General features: G+C 63.9%; 24 protein-coding genes. 6 read left to right on the top strand and 18 right to left on the bottom strand.

Annotated elements, in window-relative coordinates:
* The first annotated feature begins 126 nt into the window (after positions 1 to 126).
* A complete protein-coding gene (locus tag AC1DZT_RS01610; protein ID WP_478004839.1) occupies positions 127 to 963 on the top strand; it encodes an SDR family oxidoreductase in 837 nt (278 codons plus the stop codon).
* A 144-nt stretch (positions 964 to 1,107) separates the two neighbouring features.
* Positions 1,108 to 2,052, top strand: coding sequence for a TerC family protein (locus AC1DZT_RS01615; RefSeq protein ID WP_478004840.1), 945 nt, complete (start codon positions 1,108 to 1,110; stop codon positions 2,050 to 2,052).
* Positions 2,053 to 2,151: 99 nt separating this feature from the next.
* Here the strand turns inward: AC1DZT_RS01615 and AC1DZT_RS01620 are convergent, their stop codons facing one another.
* Positions 2,152 to 2,520, bottom strand: a complete 369-nt coding sequence (locus AC1DZT_RS01620) for an HIT domain-containing protein (RefSeq protein WP_478004841.1) — start codon at positions 2,518 to 2,520, stop codon at positions 2,152 to 2,154.
* Between the two features lie 3 nt (positions 2,521 to 2,523).
* Positions 2,524 to 4,101 carry a DUF5928 domain-containing protein gene (locus tag AC1DZT_RS01625; protein WP_478004842.1) on the bottom strand — a complete coding sequence of 526 codons (1,578 nt, stop codon included), beginning with the start codon at positions 4,099 to 4,101 and terminating at the stop codon, positions 2,524 to 2,526.
* Positions 4,102 to 4,262: 161 nt separating this feature from the next.
* On the opposite strand from AC1DZT_RS01625, the gene AC1DZT_RS01630 reads away from it, so the two are divergent.
* The gene (locus AC1DZT_RS01630; RefSeq protein WP_478004843.1) at positions 4,263 to 5,081 is read left to right on the top strand and encodes a sulfotransferase family protein; all 819 of its coding nucleotides are present in this window, start codon (positions 4,263 to 4,265) and stop codon (positions 5,079 to 5,081) included.
* 96 nt (positions 5,082 to 5,177) lie between these two features.
* Here the strand turns inward: AC1DZT_RS01630 and AC1DZT_RS01635 are convergent, their stop codons facing one another.
* A complete protein-coding gene (locus tag AC1DZT_RS01635; RefSeq protein WP_478004844.1) occupies positions 5,178 to 6,161 on the bottom strand; it encodes an adenosine kinase in 984 nt (327 codons plus the stop codon).
* Positions 6,158 to 6,799 carry an endonuclease III gene (nth, locus tag AC1DZT_RS01640; protein WP_478004845.1) on the bottom strand — a complete coding sequence of 214 codons (642 nt, stop codon included), beginning with the start codon at positions 6,797 to 6,799 and terminating at the stop codon, positions 6,158 to 6,160. The genes AC1DZT_RS01635 and nth overlap by 4 nt, the downstream gene beginning before the upstream one ends.
* A gap of 102 nt (positions 6,800 to 6,901) precedes the next feature.
* Between nth and AC1DZT_RS01645 the strand changes: the two genes are divergently transcribed.
* Positions 6,902 to 7,732, top strand: a complete 831-nt coding sequence (locus AC1DZT_RS01645; RefSeq protein ID WP_478004846.1) for a methylated-DNA--[protein]-cysteine S-methyltransferase — start codon at positions 6,902 to 6,904, stop codon at positions 7,730 to 7,732.
* 184 nt (positions 7,733 to 7,916) lie between these two features.
* Positions 7,917 to 8,561, top strand: coding sequence for a YiaD family glycine zipper/OmpA-like lipoprotein (locus AC1DZT_RS01650; RefSeq protein WP_478004847.1), 645 nt, complete (start codon positions 7,917 to 7,919; stop codon positions 8,559 to 8,561).
* Between the two features lie 66 nt (positions 8,562 to 8,627).
* On the opposite strand, the gene AC1DZT_RS01655 is transcribed toward AC1DZT_RS01650, so the two are convergent.
* The 5 genes from AC1DZT_RS01655 to AC1DZT_RS01675 all read right to left on the bottom strand — a co-directional run bounded on the left by AC1DZT_RS01655 (position 8,628) and on the right by AC1DZT_RS01675 (position 11,199).
* Positions 8,628 to 9,191 carry a F0F1 ATP synthase subunit B family protein gene (locus tag AC1DZT_RS01655; RefSeq protein ID WP_478004848.1) on the bottom strand — a complete coding sequence of 188 codons (564 nt, stop codon included), beginning with the start codon at positions 9,189 to 9,191 and terminating at the stop codon, positions 8,628 to 8,630.
* Between the two features lie 4 nt (positions 9,192 to 9,195).
* Positions 9,196 to 9,732 (bottom strand): F0F1 ATP synthase subunit B', encoded by a 537-nt coding sequence (locus tag AC1DZT_RS01660; protein WP_478004849.1) that lies wholly within the window; start codon positions 9,730 to 9,732, stop codon positions 9,196 to 9,198.
* Between the two features lie 88 nt (positions 9,733 to 9,820).
* Positions 9,821 to 10,066, bottom strand: a complete 246-nt coding sequence (locus AC1DZT_RS01665; protein WP_478002058.1) for a F0F1 ATP synthase subunit C — start codon at positions 10,064 to 10,066, stop codon at positions 9,821 to 9,823.
* 57 nt (positions 10,067 to 10,123) lie between these two features.
* Positions 10,124 to 10,837: a F0F1 ATP synthase subunit A gene (locus AC1DZT_RS01670; protein WP_478005076.1), complete on the bottom strand. Its 714-nt coding sequence runs from the start codon at positions 10,835 to 10,837 to the stop codon at positions 10,124 to 10,126.
* A 35-nt stretch (positions 10,838 to 10,872) separates the two neighbouring features.
* Positions 10,873 to 11,199, bottom strand: a complete 327-nt coding sequence (locus AC1DZT_RS01675) for an AtpZ/AtpI family protein (protein ID WP_478004850.1) — start codon at positions 11,197 to 11,199, stop codon at positions 10,873 to 10,875.
* Between the two features lie 213 nt (positions 11,200 to 11,412).
* On the opposite strand from AC1DZT_RS01675, the gene AC1DZT_RS01680 reads away from it, so the two are divergent.
* On the top strand, positions 11,413 to 11,763 hold the full coding sequence (locus AC1DZT_RS01680; protein ID WP_478004851.1) for an ArsR/SmtB family transcription factor: 351 nt from the start codon (positions 11,413 to 11,415) through the stop codon (positions 11,761 to 11,763).
* 58 nt (positions 11,764 to 11,821) lie between these two features.
* On the opposite strand, the gene AC1DZT_RS01685 is transcribed toward AC1DZT_RS01680, so the two are convergent.
* The 9 genes from AC1DZT_RS01685 to fnrL all read right to left on the bottom strand — a co-directional run bounded on the left by AC1DZT_RS01685 (position 11,822) and on the right by fnrL (position 18,572).
* On the bottom strand, positions 11,822 to 13,324 hold the full coding sequence (locus AC1DZT_RS01685; RefSeq protein WP_478004852.1) for a malonate--CoA ligase: 1,503 nt from the start codon (positions 13,322 to 13,324) through the stop codon (positions 11,822 to 11,824).
* Positions 13,325 to 13,630: 306 nt separating this feature from the next.
* On the bottom strand, positions 13,631 to 14,455 hold the full coding sequence (locus tag AC1DZT_RS01690) for a division plane positioning ATPase MipZ (RefSeq protein WP_478004853.1): 825 nt from the start codon (positions 14,453 to 14,455) through the stop codon (positions 13,631 to 13,633).
* A gap of 129 nt (positions 14,456 to 14,584) precedes the next feature.
* Positions 14,585 to 15,007 carry a hypothetical protein gene (locus AC1DZT_RS01695; RefSeq protein ID WP_478004854.1) on the bottom strand — a complete coding sequence of 141 codons (423 nt, stop codon included), beginning with the start codon at positions 15,005 to 15,007 and terminating at the stop codon, positions 14,585 to 14,587.
* A 54-nt stretch (positions 15,008 to 15,061) separates the two neighbouring features.
* Positions 15,062 to 15,478: a hypothetical protein gene (locus tag AC1DZT_RS01700; protein WP_478004855.1), complete on the bottom strand. Its 417-nt coding sequence runs from the start codon at positions 15,476 to 15,478 to the stop codon at positions 15,062 to 15,064.
* Positions 15,479 to 15,539: 61 nt separating this feature from the next.
* The gene (rpmE, locus tag AC1DZT_RS01705; RefSeq protein ID WP_478004856.1) at positions 15,540 to 15,761 is read right to left on the bottom strand and encodes a 50S ribosomal protein L31; all 222 of its coding nucleotides are present in this window, start codon (positions 15,759 to 15,761) and stop codon (positions 15,540 to 15,542) included.
* Between the two features lie 11 nt (positions 15,762 to 15,772).
* Positions 15,773 to 16,147 (bottom strand): 50S ribosomal protein L19, encoded by a 375-nt coding sequence (gene rplS / locus AC1DZT_RS01710; protein ID WP_478002065.1) that lies wholly within the window; start codon positions 16,145 to 16,147, stop codon positions 15,773 to 15,775.
* 252 nt (positions 16,148 to 16,399) lie between these two features.
* Positions 16,400 to 16,870, bottom strand: coding sequence for a DUF4262 domain-containing protein (locus AC1DZT_RS01715; protein ID WP_478004857.1), 471 nt, complete (start codon positions 16,868 to 16,870; stop codon positions 16,400 to 16,402).
* Between the two features lie 82 nt (positions 16,871 to 16,952).
* Entirely contained in the window at positions 16,953 to 17,786 is an 834-nt protein-coding gene (gene trmD, locus AC1DZT_RS01720; protein ID WP_478004858.1) for a tRNA (guanosine(37)-N1)-methyltransferase TrmD, read from the bottom strand.
* A 39-nt stretch (positions 17,787 to 17,825) separates the two neighbouring features.
* Positions 17,826 to 18,572 (bottom strand): transcriptional regulator FnrL, encoded by a 747-nt coding sequence (fnrL, locus tag AC1DZT_RS01725; protein ID WP_478004859.1) that lies wholly within the window; start codon positions 18,570 to 18,572, stop codon positions 17,826 to 17,828.
* Positions 18,573 to 18,584: the final 12 nt, after the last annotated feature.

The raw sequence follows: 18,584 nt of genomic DNA on the forward strand, positions 1-18,584 counted from the left end.
CCATCACTTTGATCGGGCATCTAAGAGGCTTGGCCGCACCGTGGCAAGTGAAGTTCTGATGAAGCGGAAGGGCGCGCCGCAATCAACCGCTTGCGAAGCCCCCGGCCCAAGGGGATAAAGGTGCCCATGAAAACGCTTCTCTCCCTCGGTCATGGCTATTCGGCCCAGGCGCTGGCCCCGCTGCTTCTGGCGGAGGGCTGGCGCATCATCGGAACCACCCGCAGCGCCGAGAAGGCCGAGGCCCTGCGCACCACCGGGGTCGAGGCGCTGGTCTGGCCCGGCACCGACCTTGGCCCCGCGATTGCGCAGGCCAGCCATATCCTGACCTCGGTCGCCCCCGGCGAGGGAGACCCGGTGCTGGCGGAATATGCCACGGCCTTGGCCGCAGCAAAGCCGGAATGGCTCGGCTATCTCTCCACCACCGCGGTCTATGGCCACCACAACGGCGACTGGGTGGACGAGACGACTCCGCTTGCCCCCTCCACCGCGCGGGGCGAGGCCAGGGCGCGGGCCGAGGCGGCCTGGGCAGCCCTCGGCCATCCCCTGCACATCTTTCGGCTGGCGGGTATCTACGGGCCGGGGCGCGGCCCTTTCCAGAAAGTGCGCGACGGTTCGGCCCGGCGGATCCTGAAACCCGGCCAGGTCTTTTCCCGCATCCATGTGGAGGATATCGCCCGCGTGCTGCACGCCGCCCTGACCCGCCCGCATCCCGGCATCTACAACGTCTGCGACGACGACCCCGCCTCGCCCGAAGACGTGCTGACGCTGGCGGCCGAGATGCTGCACCTGCCGCCGCCGCCGATGGTGCCCTATGACGAGGCCGAGATGACGCCGATGGCGCGCTCTTTCTATGCCGAAAACAAGAGGGTGCGGAACGACCGGATCAAGTCGGTGCTGGGGGTCACGCTGAAATATCCGACCTACCGCGAAGGCCTCGCCGGAATTCTCGCCGCCGAGGGTTGACGCCGCGGAACCGCTCCCCATGTTGGGGGTGCGGACCGGGCCCCTCTGACGCTTGCTGCCTTCTGGCTGTGACCGTGATGTCGGACCGCATCGAGTGCGCTCGATGTGGGGCCGTCCCCGTCGAGCCTCAACAGAGAGGTCGATATGGAATTCCTGATCAACGATTTCATGGGCACACCCTTGTGGATGTGGCTCAGTTTCCTGGGTGTCGTGGGCCTGATGCTGGCCGCCGACCTCGGGCTTTTCCACAAGGGCAGCCACGAGATCGGCGTGGCCGAAAGCCTGCGGATGTCGGCGATGTATATCGCGCTGGGGCTGTGCTTCGCGCTGTTCGTCGGCTGGCAGATGGGGGCGGGGGCGGCGTCCAGCTATCTCACCGCCTTTGTCGTCGAAAAATCGCTGTCGATGGACAATGTCTTCGTGATGGCGCTGATCTTCTCCAGCCTCGCCATCCCGAGGGCCCTGCAGCACCGGGTGCTGTTCTGGGGCGTCCTGGGGGTGATCGTGCTGCGCGGGCTGATGATCGGCGTCGGCGCGACGCTGGTGGCCGAATACCACTGGCTGCTCTACGTCTTCGCCGCTTTCCTGATCCTGACCGGCATCAAGATGCTCTTTGCCAAGGACGACCACGCGCCGATCGACAATGCCGCCCTGCGCTGGGTCAAATCGCGGCTGCGCCTGACCGAGGGGCTGGAGGGGGAAAGCTTCTTCGTCAAGCGCGGCGGTCTCTGGTATGCCACACCGCTCTTCCTCGCCCTGATCATGGTCGAAACCGCCGACCTGATCTTCGCGGTGGATTCGGTGCCTGCGGTCTTCGCGATCACCGCCGACCCCTTCCTCGTCTACACGTCCAACATCTTCGCGATCCTCGGCTTGCGCGCCCTCTACTTCGCGCTCTCGGCGATCCTGCACCGCTTCGCTTACCTCAAATACGCCCTGGCGGCACTTCTGGTCTTCATCGGCTCGAAACTCTTCATCGCCGATGCCTTGGATTGGGAGAAATTCCCCGCCAGCCTGTCCCTCGGCGTCACCGCCCTGATCCTGACCACGGGCATCGCCGTCAGCCTGTGGAAAACCAGGGAGGCCTGACCCTTCATCGGTCCCCAAATATCCTCGGGGGGTCTGGGGGGCGGACAGCCCCCCAGCCGGGTCCGCCGAGCGCCCCCCGGGTCCGGGCTTGAACCGGACTCAGGCCCTTTCGACCAGCCGCCCCAGCGGGCGCCCGCCGAGGATATGCAGGTGGTAGTGCGGCACTTCCTGCATGCCATGGGCGCCGGTGTTGGTGATGGCGCGGTAGCCCTGGCCGGGGGCGATGTCGAGCAGCGCGCAGACCTGGGCGGCGGTGCGGTGGAAATCGGTGATCTCCTCGGGCGAGGCCTCGGCCGCGAAATGGTCAAAGCTCACATAGGCGCCCTTGGGGATCACCAGCACATGGATCGGGGCCTGGGGATGGATGTCGTGGAAGGCGAGGCTATGGGCGCTTTCCAGCACGGTCTTGTTCGGGATTTCGCCGCGCAGGATGCGGGCGAAGATATTGCTCGGGTCATAGTTCTGCATGGGTCAGTCCACGAATAGGTAATGGGTCGCGGCGATCTCGCGCGCCTGCGCCTCGGGGATATCAAGAAACTCGGCCAGGGGCACCGTGTTTTCCGCGACCGAGGCGCTTTGGCGCAGCTGGTAGAAGCCTGGAAAGCCCGCGTCGCGGATCCGGTCGCTTTCAAAGCGCACGTCATAGCGGATCGTCGGCAAAAGCCGGTCGATCACCTCCTGCGGCGTGCGGTCGGCGGCGAGGCCGACGCGCTTGGCATGGCCGACCAGGTAATCGTCGGTGAAGTCGCATTCGATCTCCAGCAGACGGACCTTGGCCTTGTCGTTGTAGAAATCCTGCATCAGGTCGGTGTTGGCCGGATCGATGCACAGCACGAGCACATCGGTCTTCCAGTAGTCGAACAGCATCCGCACCAGGGCGCGGCGGTGGCGCGTGCGTTTTTCCAGCGTGGTCTGGATGCCGCCCAGGTCGGGCAACGGGGTCGAGGCCTCGTTGAAGAGGTAATCCACCGCCGGAATCCGGGTGACCTGGCGGATCCTTTCGACCAGGCGCTTGGCGACATGCCATTTCTTGCAGGTCACCATCAGAAGCGTGCGCTGGCGGCCGAGCGAGCTTTCCGTCTCCCAGAAGCGCGGCGCGAAGCGGCGGCCGATCCTGCCGCGGCCGACGAGAAAGGCAAAGAGGCTGCGCCCCTCGTTCGAGATGCCGAAGCTGATCCCGGTGGCCGAATAGAGGCTACCCAGCCGCTGTTTCAGCTCTTTCGCATCGGGGCTGATCTTGCGGGCGAAGAGATAGTCCTGGCTGATCAGCAGGTCATACTGGTCATTGTAGAAGCTGACCGGCAAGCCGTAGTCGGTGAACATCAGGAAGGTCAGCGTGCGGGTCATGATCTCGTTTTCCGGGACCAGATGGCGCACGATGGTCTGAAAGAAGGTCTCGTCCGGAATCCAGCTGGTCCGGAAGAACCGCATCACGTCGCGACGCTTGGCGCAGAAGGCCAGCACCATCTCGATGGTGCGGCGGCGCAGGCACCACCATTGGCTGCCGATCATCATCTGCAGATCGGAAGGCACCTTGCGGGTCAGGCCGAGGGTCTTCTGCCAGTCCATCGAGGTGTAGAACAGCCATTTCTGGGTGCGTTCGTTGAACCAGTGGCGGTAGATCAGCCGCTCTTCCTTGATGCCGGTCTTGATCCAGTCCGAGGCGAAGAAATCGAAGCTTTCGATATAGTCGCAATCCCTGGCATCGAGGAAATCATGGGCATATTCCGCCGTCTTGGTCGGCATGCAGTCGCCCGACAGCATGTAGAAATGGCTGGCGCGGGGGAAGGCCTCCACCGCGGCCTCGACGGCGGCGAGGGTGGCGTCCACCAGGCTCCATTCGCCCCAGCCGCATTTGAGCCGGCGGGCGGCGAAGGTGACGGCGGCATTGGTGGCGAGGGCGTCGCGGATCTTCTCGAAATCCTCGCGCCGGGCGCGGGCGTCGAAGTGGATGGCGATGAAATCGCCCGCCGAGGTCAGCCTCTCGGCCTGGGCGATGATGCCGTCCGGGTCCTTGTGGCAAAGAAGAATATAAGCGATTTTCGCCATATCAGAGCAATTCCGTGCCGCTGTCCCGGGGGTCTTGCCTTAATTACCTGCATTGGACATTGAAAAGACAGAGTTTCTTTGCTCTTTTCGCCGTAGAATTTCCTCGGTTGCATGGCAAACGTGCCAAAACCGCCGCCAAGATCGCCAAGGAGCAAGCGCATATGGGTTTTCCCGGCACCTGGATGACCGAAAGTGAAAGCGTCGTGTACCGCGTGGTGCCGAAATGCGCCTGTTCGACCATCGGGCAGATCATGTTCTACGCCGACCATGGCGCCTTCTTCGACGGCGATATCCACGATTCGACCCAAGGCCTGCACAAATGGGCGCAGGAGGCGAGCCAGCCGGTGATCGAAAAGGCGGTGAAGGGTCACAAGACCTATGCCTTCACCTGTGTGAGGAACCCCTATACCCGCATCCTGTCGAGCTTTTTCGACAAGGTCTGCGGCATCCAGCGCAATGGCAAACGCTATCGCGGCAACCTGGTGCCGATGCTGGTGCAGAAATACGGGGTCGAGGTCGGTGGCGACGACGGCAAACAGGACTTCGACCAGATCGCCAGCTTCCGCCGCTTTCTTCTGTTCGCCCGCGACACCATCCGCTTCAAGAAACCGATGGAGCCGGACATCCACTGGTCGGCGATGTCGGGCCATATCTCGACCTTCATCGTCAATGGCGGGCGCTACAACAAGATCATCTTCACCGAGAAATTCGACGAGGGCATGGCCGAGGTCGTCAAGAAGATGAAGCCGAAGCACAAGATCGACCTCGCCGCGATTCCGCGTTTCAACGAAAGCGAAGGCCATGGGCCGAAGCGGGCGCATCCGGTGGAGGATTATTTCGACGATCTGTCGAAACACCTGATGTGGGAAATCTACAAGCGCGATTTCCAGCTGTTCAAATACGACTTCGACGATCCGGCCAACAAGATGCCCAAGGGCGAGGTCGATCTGGACGAGGTGCACGCCAAGCTGGGCGAGTAGGGCGCTCTGCGGACCCGGCTGGGGGGACTTCGCGTCCCCCCAGACCCCCCTGCGGGATATTTATGGACCAATGAAGATGGGGCAGGGGGGGCTTGGTCAGATCAGGCCTTCCTTGCGGAACAGGGCCTTGAGGTCGGTCTCTGGCCGGGCGCCGTAGTGGGAGATCACCTCGGCGGCGGCGACGCAGCCCATGCGGCCGCAGGTGGCGAGGCTTTGGCCGGTGGCGATGCCGTAGAGGAAACCCGCGGCGAACTGGTCGCCGGCGCCGGTGGCATCGACCGGCACGATGCGGTGGACCGGGACCACGGCTTGCTCCTCGCCACGGCAGATGATCACCTCATGGCCGGACCGGGTGCAGGCGATCATGCCGGCGTCTTGCGCGGCCTGTTCGAGAGCCGAGGAGAGGTCGGTCTGGTAGAGCGAGGACCATTCGTGTTCGTTGCCGATCACATAGTCCAGATCCTTGACCAGGCGGCGGAAGTCGTCGCGGTGGCGGTCGACGCAGAACGGGTCTGACAGGGCGATGCCGGCCTTGCCGCCGGCGGCCTGGCAAAGCTTGGCAGCGCGTTCGAAAGCCTCTTTGCCCTTGGGCTTGTCGTAGAGATAGCCTTCGAGGAAGAGAAGCCCGGCCTGGCCCGCCACGTCATCGGACACGTCCTGCGGACCAAGTTCGGAGGAAATGCCGAGATAGGTGTTCATGCTGCGCTCGCCATCCGGGGCCACGAAGATCATCGAGCGCGAGGTGGGCAGTTCGCCCCCCGGCACGGGCGGGTTGACGAAATCGGTGCCGTTTTCGGCCATGTGGCTGGCGTAGAAGCGGCCCAGGGCATCATCATGCACGCGGCCGATGAAGGCGGTGGAAAGGCCAAGGTTGCCGAGGCCCGCCAAGGTGTTCGCGACCGAGCCGCCGGGCGCCTGTACCCGGTCTTTCATCGCGCCATACAGCATCTCGCCGCGGTCCTTTTCGACCAGCTGCATGATGCCCTTCTGAATCCCCATCAGCTCCAGAAAGCTGTCATCGGCGGCGGAGAAGACATCGACGATGGCATTCCCGATGCCGACGACCTGGTATTTCTTCATGTTTTATCCTCGTAGAGACAATGGGACCGGATCGGGCAGAGCCCGCATTTCGGGCTACGCGCGGTGCAGATGTAGCGGCCATGCAGGATGAGCCAGTGGTGGGCATGGGTCTGGAACTCCACCGGGATATTGTCCTCGATGGCGCGTTCGACGGCGAGCTCGTCCTTCCCCGGGGCGATGCCGGTGCGGTTGCCGACGCGGAAGAGATGGGTGTCGACGGCCTGGGCGGGGTAGTGGAACCAGATGTTCAAGACCACATTGGCCGTCTTGCGCCCGACGCCGGGCAGCCGTTGCAGGGCGGCGCGGGAGGAGGGGACCTCGCCCTCGTAATCGTCGATCAGCATCTGGCTGAGGCGGATCACGTTCTTCGCCTTGTTGCGGAAAAGGCCGATGGTCTTGATATGCTCGATCAGCGCCGCTTCGCCGAGGGCCAGCATCTTCTGCGGCGTGTCGGCCACTTCGAACAGTGCCCTCGTCGCCTTGTTCACGCCGATATCGGTGGCTTGGGCCGAAAGCGCCACGGCGACCAGCAGGGTGAAGGCATTGGTGTGGTTCAGCTCGCCCTTGGGTTCGGGGTCCAGCGCCTGAAAGGTCTGAAAGATCTGGCGGATCGTGGCATAGGGGAGTTGTGCGCTCATGGCCGGGATATGCCTGTTTGGCGGCTTTGGGGCAAGCATTTGCGCAGGATTCGGGTGTTTTGCGAGGGCTTGGCCCCTTAGGGTGGCGGGATGGAGGCTGACATGAACGATGAGACCTATCATTACGGCGTGATCGCCCGGGCTTTGGAAGAGATCGACGCGGCGGGCCCGGCCCTGACGCTGGAGGCGCTGGCGGCGCGGATGGGGATGAGCCCGGCGCATTTCCAGAGGGTGTTCTCGGCCTGGGTTGGCGTCTCGCCCAAGCGCTATCAGCAATATCTGACGCTGGACCATGCGAAGTCCTTGCTGGAGGATCGCTTCACCGTGCTGGATACGGCGCTAAGCACCGGCCTGTCGGGGCCTTCGCGGCTGCATGATCTGTTCCTGACCTGGGAGGCGATGTCGCCCGGCGATTACGCCAGGGGCGGGGCGGGGCTGACGATCTGGTGGGGCTGGTTCGACAGCCCCTTTGGCCCGGCGGTGGTGATGGCCACGGCGCGCGGCATCTGCGGCATGGGCTTTGCCGCCGACATGGGCGCCACGGCGGCGCTGGAGGATCTGATGCGGCGCTGGCCGCAGGCCCGTTTCGTCGAAGATCCGGAGCGGCTTCGGCCCTGGGTCGAGGCGGCGTTGGGTGGGCAGGCGGCGCCGCTGCATCTGATCGGGGCGCCGTTCCAGATCAAGGTCTGGGAGGCCTTGCTGCGCATCCCCTCGGGGCAGGTGACGACCTATTCCGAACTGGCGGGCGCGGTCGGCCATCCCAAGGCCGTGCGCGCCGTCGGCACCGCGGTGGGGCGCAACCCGATCAGCCTGCTGATCCCCTGCCACCGCGCCCTGCGCAAGTCGGGCGGGCTGGGCGGCTATCACTGGGGCCTTCCGGTCAAGCGCGCCATCCTCGCCTGGGAGGCGGCGCGGAAGGATGCCGCGGCCTGAGGCGGCAAAAAATCGACCGGGCGGCGGGAACCCGCCCGCCTCTGGCGCGTTTTCCGGGTGACACTCTTGTGATGGGCAATATGCCGCGCAGGCAGTGGTCCGGATGTAACGCTCGCACGGCGGGTGGTATAGTCGAGTGGGTAGCCGTCGTCACGGCTCAGTCAGCAGAGGCAGTCTATTCATCATGTTGAAACCTTCCATCACACTGGCGATCGTCGCCGCAATGGGCCTTTCGGCCTGTGAGGATCGGGCCACCCGTATTCAAGACCCGAACTATCGGGCCCAGAACGGAGCCCTCCTGGGCGCCCTGGGCGGTGCCGCCATCGGCAGCGCGTTCCACAACGACAAGAACGGCGCCCTGCATGGCGCCATCATCGGCGGCATCGCCGGCACCATGATCGGCGGCTCGCTGGATCAGCAGGCGGCCGACATGCGCAACCGTCTGGGCAACCCGAACGTGACCGTCACCAATATGGGCGGCTACCTTCTGGTCAACCTGCCCGATGACGTGCTGTTCGCCACCGGCAGCGCGGCGCTGCGCCCCGATCTGCACCGCGAGATCCGCTCCATCGCGGCCAACCTGGTCAGCTATCCCAGCAGCAACATCGAAGTTGTGGGCCATACCGACGATGTCGGCTCGGCGGCGTCGAACCAGGACCTGTCGGAACGCCGTGCCTTCTCGGTGGCCGATGTGCTGGTCGGCGCCGGCGTCCCCTCGCGCCGCATCTCGACCTATGGCCGTGGCGAGGATAACCCGGTGGCCTCCAACGCAACCGCCTCGGGTCGCGCGATGAACCGCCGCGTCGAGATCATCATCCGTCCGCGCTGAGCGAAGCCCATAAATGAAAAGGCCCGGAGTTTCCTCCGGGCCTTTTTCATTGGTGTTCTGGCCAGCTCAGTGCAGCTTGGCCGCAACCTGCGCGATCGACGAGTCGATGGCGATCGAGGCTTGCTCGGCGGTCATCTGGCGCTTCAGCACTTCGGCGGCGACGGCGACCGACACGGTGATCGCCTGGTCGCGCACGGCGCGTTCGGCGGCTTTAACCGAGGATTCGATCTGTTCGCCAGCGGCCTGCATCCGGCGCGCGATGGAGCTTTGCAGATCGGCCTTGGCCTGGGCGGCAGCGGCCTGGGCCTCTTCCTTGGCGGTGGCGATGATCCGCTCCGACTGGGCCTGCACTTCACGCTGCTTGGCCTCGTAGGAGGCGAGCAGGGTCTTGGCCTCTTCGCGCAGAAGCTTGGCTTCTTCCAGCTCGAACTTGATGTCGGCGGCGCGCTTGTCCAGCATCGCGCCAACCTTCTTGGGCACGCCCAGATAGATCAGCACGGCGATGAAGACGAGGAAGGCGACGCCGACCACGAATTCCGCATTGCGCAGCGAGAAGAACGGGCCCTCTTCCGAGGCGAAGGCCGGGGCGGCGATCAGGGCAAAGGCGACCGAGGTCAACAGCTTTTTCATCGGATCACCCTTTCAACCGGGCAGAGACAGCGGCCTCGATGGCCCCCGTATCCGCATGACCACCCAGAGCCGTGACCAGGGCGCCAGCGGTGTCGCGGGCCACTTCGGCCACGGCATCGACGGCACCGGCGCGGATCTCGGCAATGCGCTTTTCGCTTTCGGCGGCCTTGGCGCCGATTTCGGCATCGGCCTTGGCCATGGCGGCATCCAGGTCTTTCTGGATCTCGGCCTTGGTGGCGGCGATGATCTTGGTGGCTTCGGCCCGGGCCTGTTCCAGCGCCAGGTTATAGGCCTTCTCGGCCGACTTGGCCTTGGCCTTCAGCTCTTCCGCGGCGGCCAGATCGTTGCCGATCGTGCCCTTGCGCTCGGCCAGAACCGAGGCGATCCGCGGCATCGCGATCTTGGTCACGACGACGTAGAGAATGACCAGAGCGACCAGAAGCCAGAAGATCTGGTTCGGCCAGGTCGCAAAATTCAGTTGCGGCATGCCCTTTTCGGCAGCCTCACCCGCAGCGCCGGCCACGGTTTCCGTTGTAGACATGGCGTCCTCCGATGACGGAACGGGCTTGGAAGGAACCCGGCCGGACAGGGAAACCCCAATCCGGCCGTTGATCGGATCCGGTAAGGGATCAGACTGCGAACATCAGCAGCAGAGCGATGAGGAACGAGAAGATCCCCAGAGCTTCGGCGAAGGCGATGCCGACGAAGAGGTTGGCGGTCTGGCCCGGAGCGGCCGAGGGGTTGCGCAGAGCGCCCGACAGGAAGTTGCCGGCCACGATACCCACGCCGACGCCAGCGCCGCCGAGACCCATGGTGGCCAGACCAGCACCGATATATTTGCCCATCAGTGCGAATTGAACGAGATCGCCAGTCATTGGTATTCTCCTTGGATTGGATTCTTGAGGATTGCGATTAGGGTGAAGGATGCTGACTTAGTGGTGGGCTTCGCCAACGGCGTCGCGCAGGTACACACAGGTCAGGATAGCGAAAACATAGGCTTGGACGACGGCCACCAGCATTTCGAGGCCGTAGATCGCGGCGATGGCGGCGATCGGCACGACCGAAGCCACACCCATGACGCCGGCAAAGCCCGCAAACACTTTCATCACGGCGTGACCGGCCATGATGTTGCCGCCCAGACGAATGGAGTGGCTGACCGGGCGCACGAAGTAGGAGATGACCTCGATCAAGGCCAGAACCGGGCGCAGCACCAGCGGCGCCGAAGAGACCCAGAACATGCCGAGGAAGCCGATGCCCTTCTTGTAGAGGCCGACCAGCGTCACGGTCAGGAAGACCGCCAGCGCCAGCGACGCCGTCACCGCGATATGCGAGGTCGCAGCGAAGGAGCCGGGGATCAGGCCCAGGAGGTTCGAGGTCACGATGAAGGTGAACAGCACCATGATATAGGGGAAGAACTTGGCCCCCTCATGGCCGGTCACGTCTTCGACCATATCATGGATGAAGCTGTAGAACACTTCGCCCATCGACTGCAGCCGGCCCGGGATGATCGCGCGCCGGGCCGAGCCCAGGAGCAGGAACAGCGACACGACCAGCACGGTCAGGCCCAGCCACAGGGTCTGGTTGGTGGGCGTATACCAGGTCAGCGGACCTTCCCCGAACAAGGGAACGATCTGGAACTGGTGCATCGGGTCAATGACAAGACCGCCTTCTTGAGCCACGTTCAATCCCTCTCGTCTGTCGCGGATCTGTCCGCATCTTTCGCCATTTGCTTCGCGGTGCCCATCATCGTCTTGATGCCGGCCGCAAAGCCCAGCAGCGCGAAGATCACCAGAAGGAAGGGCCGGGTTCCGAAGAGAACATCTAACCCGTAGCCGATCGCCAGCCCGAGCATCATGCCCGTCACCAGCTCCAGCACCATCCTCCAGGCCACTTCGCCCTGCGATAAACTCTTGCCCGTGTCAGCCCTCTTGGCCGGACCCTTGCCCTTCAGCTTCGCGAGCTTTTCTTCCAGCGCACGCAGCCGTTCGGGGTCCGGATCTTCTGCCATAAGGCCCTCTTCACGTTCGAGCGGAACCTAGGGAGTGGGGGCGCCTGAGTCAAGCAAGGATAATGGGAGAACGGATTGGTTTAATGTGCGGATATAAAACGAAATTATCCAAGTGCGGATTCCGCCCCCAACCCCGCGCAACCCCGGTTTTGCCCGCATTCCATATTCAACCATCCGGTTGACCTTGCCGGCGCGGCCCCCGATACTGTCGCCATGACAGATCCGCTCGACATGGCTTTCGCCGCCCTCGCCGACCCGACCCGCCGCGCCATCCTCGCCATGCTGCTCGAGGATGACATGGCGGTGACCGATGTCGCCGAACCGTTCCAGATGTCGCTGGCCGCGATCTCCAAGCATCTTTCCATCCTCGCCGACGCCGGCCTGATCAGCCAGGAAAAGCGCGGCCGGGTGAAATGGTGCAAGCTCGAACCCGACGCATTGCGCGAGGCCTCAGTCTGGATGCAGGGTTTCGGCCAGTTCGACCCGGTCGACCTCGACGCTTTCGAACGCTTCCTCGAAGACGAACTCAAGGACGACGCGCCCGCCTCAGACGACTCCGCCTGACCTTTTTCATTGGTCCATAAATATCCCGGGGGTGCGGGGGCTGGCCCCCGCTCCGCGCTCAGGGCTGAAACCACCCGGCGTAAGCCTTGCGCAATTCCGCCTTCTGCACCTTGCCCATCGTGTTCCTCGGCAGTTCCGCCACCACCACCGCGGCCTTGGGCTGCTTGAAGCGCGCCAGCTTGTCCTGCAGGCTGGCCAGAACCGCCTCGGCCTCCAGCGTCACTCCCTTCTGCGGCACCAGAACCGCAAAGACCACCTCGCCGAAATCGGGATGCGGCAGGCCGATCACCGCGCTTTCCAGAACGCCGGGGGCTTCGTCCAGCAGCATCTCGACCTCGATCGGATAGATGTTGAACCCGCCCGAGATGACCAAGTCCTTGGCGCGGCCGACGATCTGGACATAGCCATCCGGGTCGATCTGGCCGAGGTCGCCGGTGATGAACCAGCCATCCGCGCGCAGCTCTTCCCGGGTCTTTTCCGGCATCTGCCAATAGCCCTGAAAGACATTGGGGCCGCGCACCTCGATCACGCCGACCTCGCCTTGCGGCACCTCGCGCCCCTCGGCCATGATGCGCAACTCGACATCGGGCAGGGGGAAGCCCACCGTCCCGGCCCGCCGTTCGCCGTCATAGGGGTTGGAGGTGTTCATGTTGGTCTCGGTCATCCCGTAGCGTTCCAGGATGCGGTGGCCGGTCCGCGCCTCGAAACTGCGGTGGGTCTCGGCCAGAAGCGGGGCCGAGCCAGAGATGAAAAGCCGCATCCCCGCCACCAGATCGCGGGTGAAGCGCGCATCGTCCAGAAGCCGCGTGTAGAAGGTCGGCACCCCCATCAGCGCGGTGGCCTGCGGCAGAAGCCGCAGCATGGTGTCCAGCTCGAACCCCGGCAGGAAGATCATCGCCCCGCCGGTCAGAAGGCTGATGTTTGAGGCGACGAAAAGCCCATGGGTGTGAAAGATCGGCAGGGCATGCAGCAGCACATCCCGATCGGTGAAGCGCCAGAGCTTTGCCAGCGTCGCGGCGTTGGACAGAAGGTTGTCATGGCTCAGCATCGCGCCCTTCGACCGCCCCGTGGTGCCCGAGGTGTAGAGGATCGCCGCCAGATCGCCCGGACCGCGCGGTTCGGGCACAAAACCGGCCTCCGCCCCGGCCATCGCTTGACCGAAACTGCCGCCGCCCTGGCCGTCCAGCGTCATCAGCCGCGTGGCCTGCGCCACCTCGGCCAGACCCTCGGCGCGGGAGGGATCGCAGAGAAAAAGGCTCGGCGTCGCATTGGTCAGGAAATAGCTGACCTCGGGCGCGGTATAGGCGGTGTTCAAGGGCAGGAAGATCGCCCCGATCGAGACGGTCGCCCCATAGACCGCCAAGGCCTCGGGCGACTTGGCGATCTGCACCGCAACCCGGTCGCCCGGCCGCACGCCGGCGACGCGCAAGGCATTGGCCGCCTTGCCGATCATGGCGAGAAAGCCGCGCCCGGTGATCTCGCGGCCATCGGCCAGGGTGATCAGCCGGCTGTCGCGCGCGGCAAGGGGCGCGAAGAGCGCGTCGTAAAGCGGGTTTGGCATGGGGCACCTCCGCCGCCAGAGGTGCCACGCGCTGCGGCGCGGTTCAAGCTTCTCCGCCGCAATGTTGCGCCTGAGGAAACCCTGCGTTTCCACCACCTGCGGTAGAAACGAATTTCGACCAAGCCGCTGCCACTTTCCTGCCGTGGTTGGGCGGGACATTAACCTCAATGCACGACAAGGAGACGGCCATGCGTAACGTGAGATCTCTTCTTGCCAAGTTCGGGCTGTTCGCCCCCAAGACGGAACTGCCCGACCCTTTCGCCCTGCGACTGGACCGGATCAGCATGCGCGAAAGCCGCCGGCAGGTCAGGCAAGCCTTGTTTCGGAGCCTTGTTCAATCGCTGGGAGCCTGAGCTCGCGGATCAGATCGCGGACCTCCTGCCGAGCGGCGATGTTGGAGAGGTTCAGCTGATCGACCCCGGTGTCCTTGAGGTCCATGACCGTCAGGCCGCGCGGGAAAAGCTCGCGGAAGATCACACGTTCGGAAAAACCGGGGGCGACGCGAAAGCCGATCCGCCGTGACAGTTCCTCCAATGCCGCGCCCACCTTCTTCTTGTTGATCATCTGCTGCGCGCCAAGCCGGTTGCGGAGCACGATCCAGTCGATCGGCCTGAGACCAGCCTGAGCGCGCAGCTGGCGCGCGTTCCACACCATTTCGGAATAGATCGAGGGGCCGGTGACCTTGCTGGTCTCCGGGTCGATATGGGCCAGAAGGTCGAAATCGACGAAACTGTCGTTCATCGGCGTGATCAGCGTATCGGCCAGCGAATGGGCGACCTGGCTCAGGCGGGTATGGCTGCCGGGGCAGTCGATGACGATGAAATCGCAGGTCGCCTCCAGTTCGGCCACCGCTTCCGAGAGGCGGCGGTCAAAGGCATTCTCGCCGGGGGCCAGCAGGGCGGCGTCGATCTCGGGCAGGTCGCGGTAATCGGGCGAGGGCAGGTCGAGGCCGGCCCGCTCCAGATAGGCCAGACGGTTCTCGACATAGCGGCCGAAGCTCTTCTGCCGCAGGTCCAGATCCAGCGCGCCGACCTTGAACCCCATCCGGCACAGGGCGGTTGCGACATGCATCGACGTCGTCGACTTGCCCGAACCACCCTTTTCGTTGCCCACCACGATGATATGCGCCATGCCAGCACTCCCAAGCCTTTTTCCATCCTATAAGCGGCGCTTGGCCGATAGGGAAGGCGGCTTAGCAGGCGGCCGTCACCTTGGCCCGCGACTGTGGCAGGGCGGGATTTTTCGCAGAAAAATCGGGGCTCAGGAGGTGGGCTTGTCGCAGCGCAGCTGCTGGTCCTCGCAATGGACCGCGGGCCAGTCGGCGCGGCCCCAGCAATAGCCTTCGGGCGTCATGGTCCGCCGCAGGATCCAGACCGGGCGCCCGCCGTCGGCGGTGCGCGACGTATCGCCCTCGCGCCGCAGGGTCAGGGTGCTGTCCGACTGGTCCAGAATGTCATAGCGCCGGTGGCTGACCGGCAAGCCGTCCTTGTCCGTCCAGGGCTTGGTCCAGTCAAACAGCGCATGCGGCGGCTGGGCCATGAAATCGAGGGTGTGGGGATTGGCGGCGCAGGAGGTCGCAGGATCGGCCGCGCTGCCATAATCGCCGCGCAAAGCGTCATAGATGTCCTGCGCCGCGGCAGGGTGCAGGCTGGCCAGATGAAACAGGATGCAGAGGCGGATCATCGCGCCATGATGCCCGAGGACGCGGGAAACCAGCCCTCACAAGGCCGTGAGGTCTCAGCCATTGGGTTCCGCCTCATCGCAATGCTCAAGCAAGAGGCAGGCATCCGCCGGCAAATCCGCGCGGGTCCAGCACATGCCCACCGGTGTGGCGAGCATGGTCCACAGAACCTTGCTGCCATCGGGTGCAAACCGGCTTTCATCGTCGCGCAGGACGGTGACGCTGTCGGCGTGAACCTCGGTCACGGTCCCGGTGAAAGAACTGATCCTGTCGCCCGTGAAGCTGAGGACCGGGCTGGCCCAGGTCACCACCAGCTTCTTGTGATCAGGGCTGAAGGCGAAGAAGGCCGGGTTGGTCGCGCAGGACTCCCAAGGTGCCTCGGTGTAGCCGAAGCTTCCGGTCAGATGGGGGAAGATATCGGCCCGCGCGGCGGAGGGCAAAAGCAGCAGAATGAAAAGACAGAACCGAACCATCTTGCCCCCCCAAAGACAAAAGGCGCCCCCGAAGGAGCGCCTTTCCAAACCTTGACCTCGTTCAGAGCGTGAGGCCGGCGTATTTGTTCTTGAACTTCGACACGCGGCCGCCGGTGTCCATCAGACGGGCCGACTGGCCGGTCCAGGCCGGGTGCGCCAGCGGGTCGATGTCGAGCGCCATCTGGTCGCCCTCTTTGCCCCAGGTCGACTTGGTGGTGAAGAGCGTGCCATCGGTCATCTTGACGGTGATGGTGTGATAGTCGGGGTGAATGCCCTTTTTCATGCCTTCGCTCCTTATTCCGACTTGGGTTTGTAATTGGTGTCTTCGACGATCCGGGCCGACTTGCCGCGACGATCGCGCAGGTAGTACAGCTTGGCGCGACGGACGCGGCCACGGCGGACCACTTCGATCGAGTCGATGTTGGTCGAATAGAGCGGGAACACGCGTTCCACGCCTTCGCCGAACGAGATCTTGCGAACGGTGAAGGAGGCGGAGATCGTGGCGCCGCCCTTGCGGCCGATCACGACGCCTTCGTAGTTCTGCACGCGCGAACGGGTGCCTTCGGTCACCTTGTAACCGACCTTGACGGTGTCGCCGGCCTTGAAGTCCGGGATCGTCTTGCCGAGAGCAGCGATCTGCTCGGCTTCGAGTTGTGCGATCAGGTTCATACCTGTCTCCGATTGACCTGCGGTGTTCCGCAGAGGTGATGCCGCACCAGAGCTCTTGGTCTTCAACCGGGTCCCCCGTTGCCGGAGCCCGCCAGAGATGGGGCCTGCTTTATCTGTCGGCTCCCTCTGTCCACGCTGATCGAAGAAGGCCAGCGCAAAGGCCAAAAGGAATCGCGTCCGATGGGCGGATAGCCCCGGACAGGGGGCGTATAGGGGGAAGCGGTGGATGGGTCAAGGGAGGGTTGTAACGGCTTAGTGCGTGGCAATCAAAGGCAATTCGGACACCAGCGGCTGCCATCGCCCAAAATCGCTGGCTGCAATCGGATTCCATGGCCACTTTCCGGTAGTGTCAGGATAGATAAGCTGAAAGACCCGGAAGTTGTCGCCTTGATAGAACCATCTGCCCCAGCCAAGATATTCGCGGTAATGCTCTTTCAACATTGGGCTGAACAGGACCGGGAAGCCCTCAAGAAATCCTTCGTAAAGCTTGTTTGGGACGAAGACCGCTCCGTCACGAACCAACCGATTGTATTCGTTGATAATCCAGTGCCCGAGCTTGTTATTCAGTCCGATGATCAGCAAGTCGGGTTGGTGCGAGGTGGCCTCGATACCGATTGAATAGGTGAAGGGTGGTAAGTCCCCTTCGGCCATGATCCCAAGAACGTGGCAGCCGTAGGTGTCAACATTATTCAGAGCTTTGGCGTTTTCTTCTTCTTCAGTCATAGTTGCAAAACTGCCATGCGCGACCGTGAATGGCAATGACAGTACATCGCACGAAACAAACGCTGCTACGCCGCGACCCGTCCTACTTCCCCGGCCCTTTGCGCCGCACATAAGCCTGCCACAAATCCGGCCTGCGGACCTTCGTCAACTCCTCGGCCTGGGCCTTGCGCCATTTGGCGATTTCGCCGTGGTGGCCGGATTGCAGGACCTCGGGGATCGGCATGCCCTGCCATTGGGCGGGTTTGGTGTATTGCGGGTGTTCGAGCAGGCCGTCGGAGAAGCTTTCCTCCTCGGTCGAGGCCTGGTTGCCCAGAACGCGGGGCAGCAGGCGGACCGTGGCGTCGAGCATGGCTTGCGCTGCGATCTCGCCCCCGGTCAGGACGAAATCGCCCAGGGAGACTTCCTCGATCTGGTGGTGGTCGATGATGCGCTGGTCGATGCCTTCGAAGCGGCCGCAGATCATGGTGAGGCCGTCGCAGGCGGCGAAGCGGCGCGCCATCGCCTGGTCGAAGGGTTTGCCACGCGGCGACAGGTAGATCAGCGGCCATTTCAGGCGGTCGGGGTTGGCGCCGGAGGCGGCCTCGGTCAGGGCTTTGTCGAGGACATCGGCGCGCAAGACCATGCCGGCGCCGCCGCCGGCGGGGGTGTCGTCGACATTGCGGTGCTTGCCTTCGCCAAAGGGGCGCAGGGCGATCGGCACGATGCGCCAGAGGCCGAGGTCCAGCGCCTTGCCGGTCAGCGACAGGCCGAGCGTGCCGGGAAAAGCCTCGGGGAAGAGGGTGACGATCTTGACGGTGAAGGCGCCCTTGACCTGGACTTCCTCCATCAGGTCGCGGGGCTTGGCGCTGACCTGCACGCTCAGCCTGCCATGCGAGCGGGATTTCAGGCTTTTCGGTTCGGCGTCTTCGTCTTGCATCTGGCCCCTCGTTTCGGGGCGCAACTTAAGGCCAAAGCCTCAGGACAGGAAGCCGCCATCGGCATCGTCGCCGGTTTCCTCGGCCAGACGGTCGAAGTTCGGCACCAGGATGCGGCGCTTGTCGCCCAGTTCCACCACGCCATCCCGCTTCAGCGCGTTCATCTGGCGCGAGACGGTTTCCAGCGTCAGGCCGAGATAATCCGCCATCTCCTCGCGCGTCAGGGGCAGGTCGAAGGAGATCGGGCCCTTGGACGATTTGGCCTTCAGCCCGGCGTCGCGGCGGGCGATGATCGACAAAAGCGAGGCGATCTTTTCCCGCGCGGTCTTGCGGCCCAGAAGCAGCATCCATTCGCGGGCGGCGTCGAGCTCGTCCAGCGTCATCTCCAGAAGGCGATGCGCGACATGCGGGGTCTGCGACATCATCTCTTCAAAGGGTTTGCGGCGGAAGCAGCACATCACGAGGTCAGTGGTGGCGGTCACGTCATAGGGGGCCACGGCGCGGCCCGGGCGGCCGACGAAATCGGACGGCAGCAGCAGGCCCACCATCTGACGGCGGCCATCCTCCATCGTCTGCGACAGAGAGGCGATGCCAGAGACGACCGAGGCCACGAAATCCATCCGGTCGCCGGACCAGACCACGTTCTGCCCCGCCTCGAAGCTGCGGTAGTACTTCATCTCTTCCAGCTTCGACAGTTCCTCCGCGTCACAACGGGCGCAGACGGCGCGGTGGCGGATCGGGCAATCTCCGCAATCCTCCGGCGCAAGTTTCAGAGCGTGAAGCGACATGCGGGGCCTTTC

This window comes from Rhodobacter sp. P1_C2, from assembly GCF_056406375.1.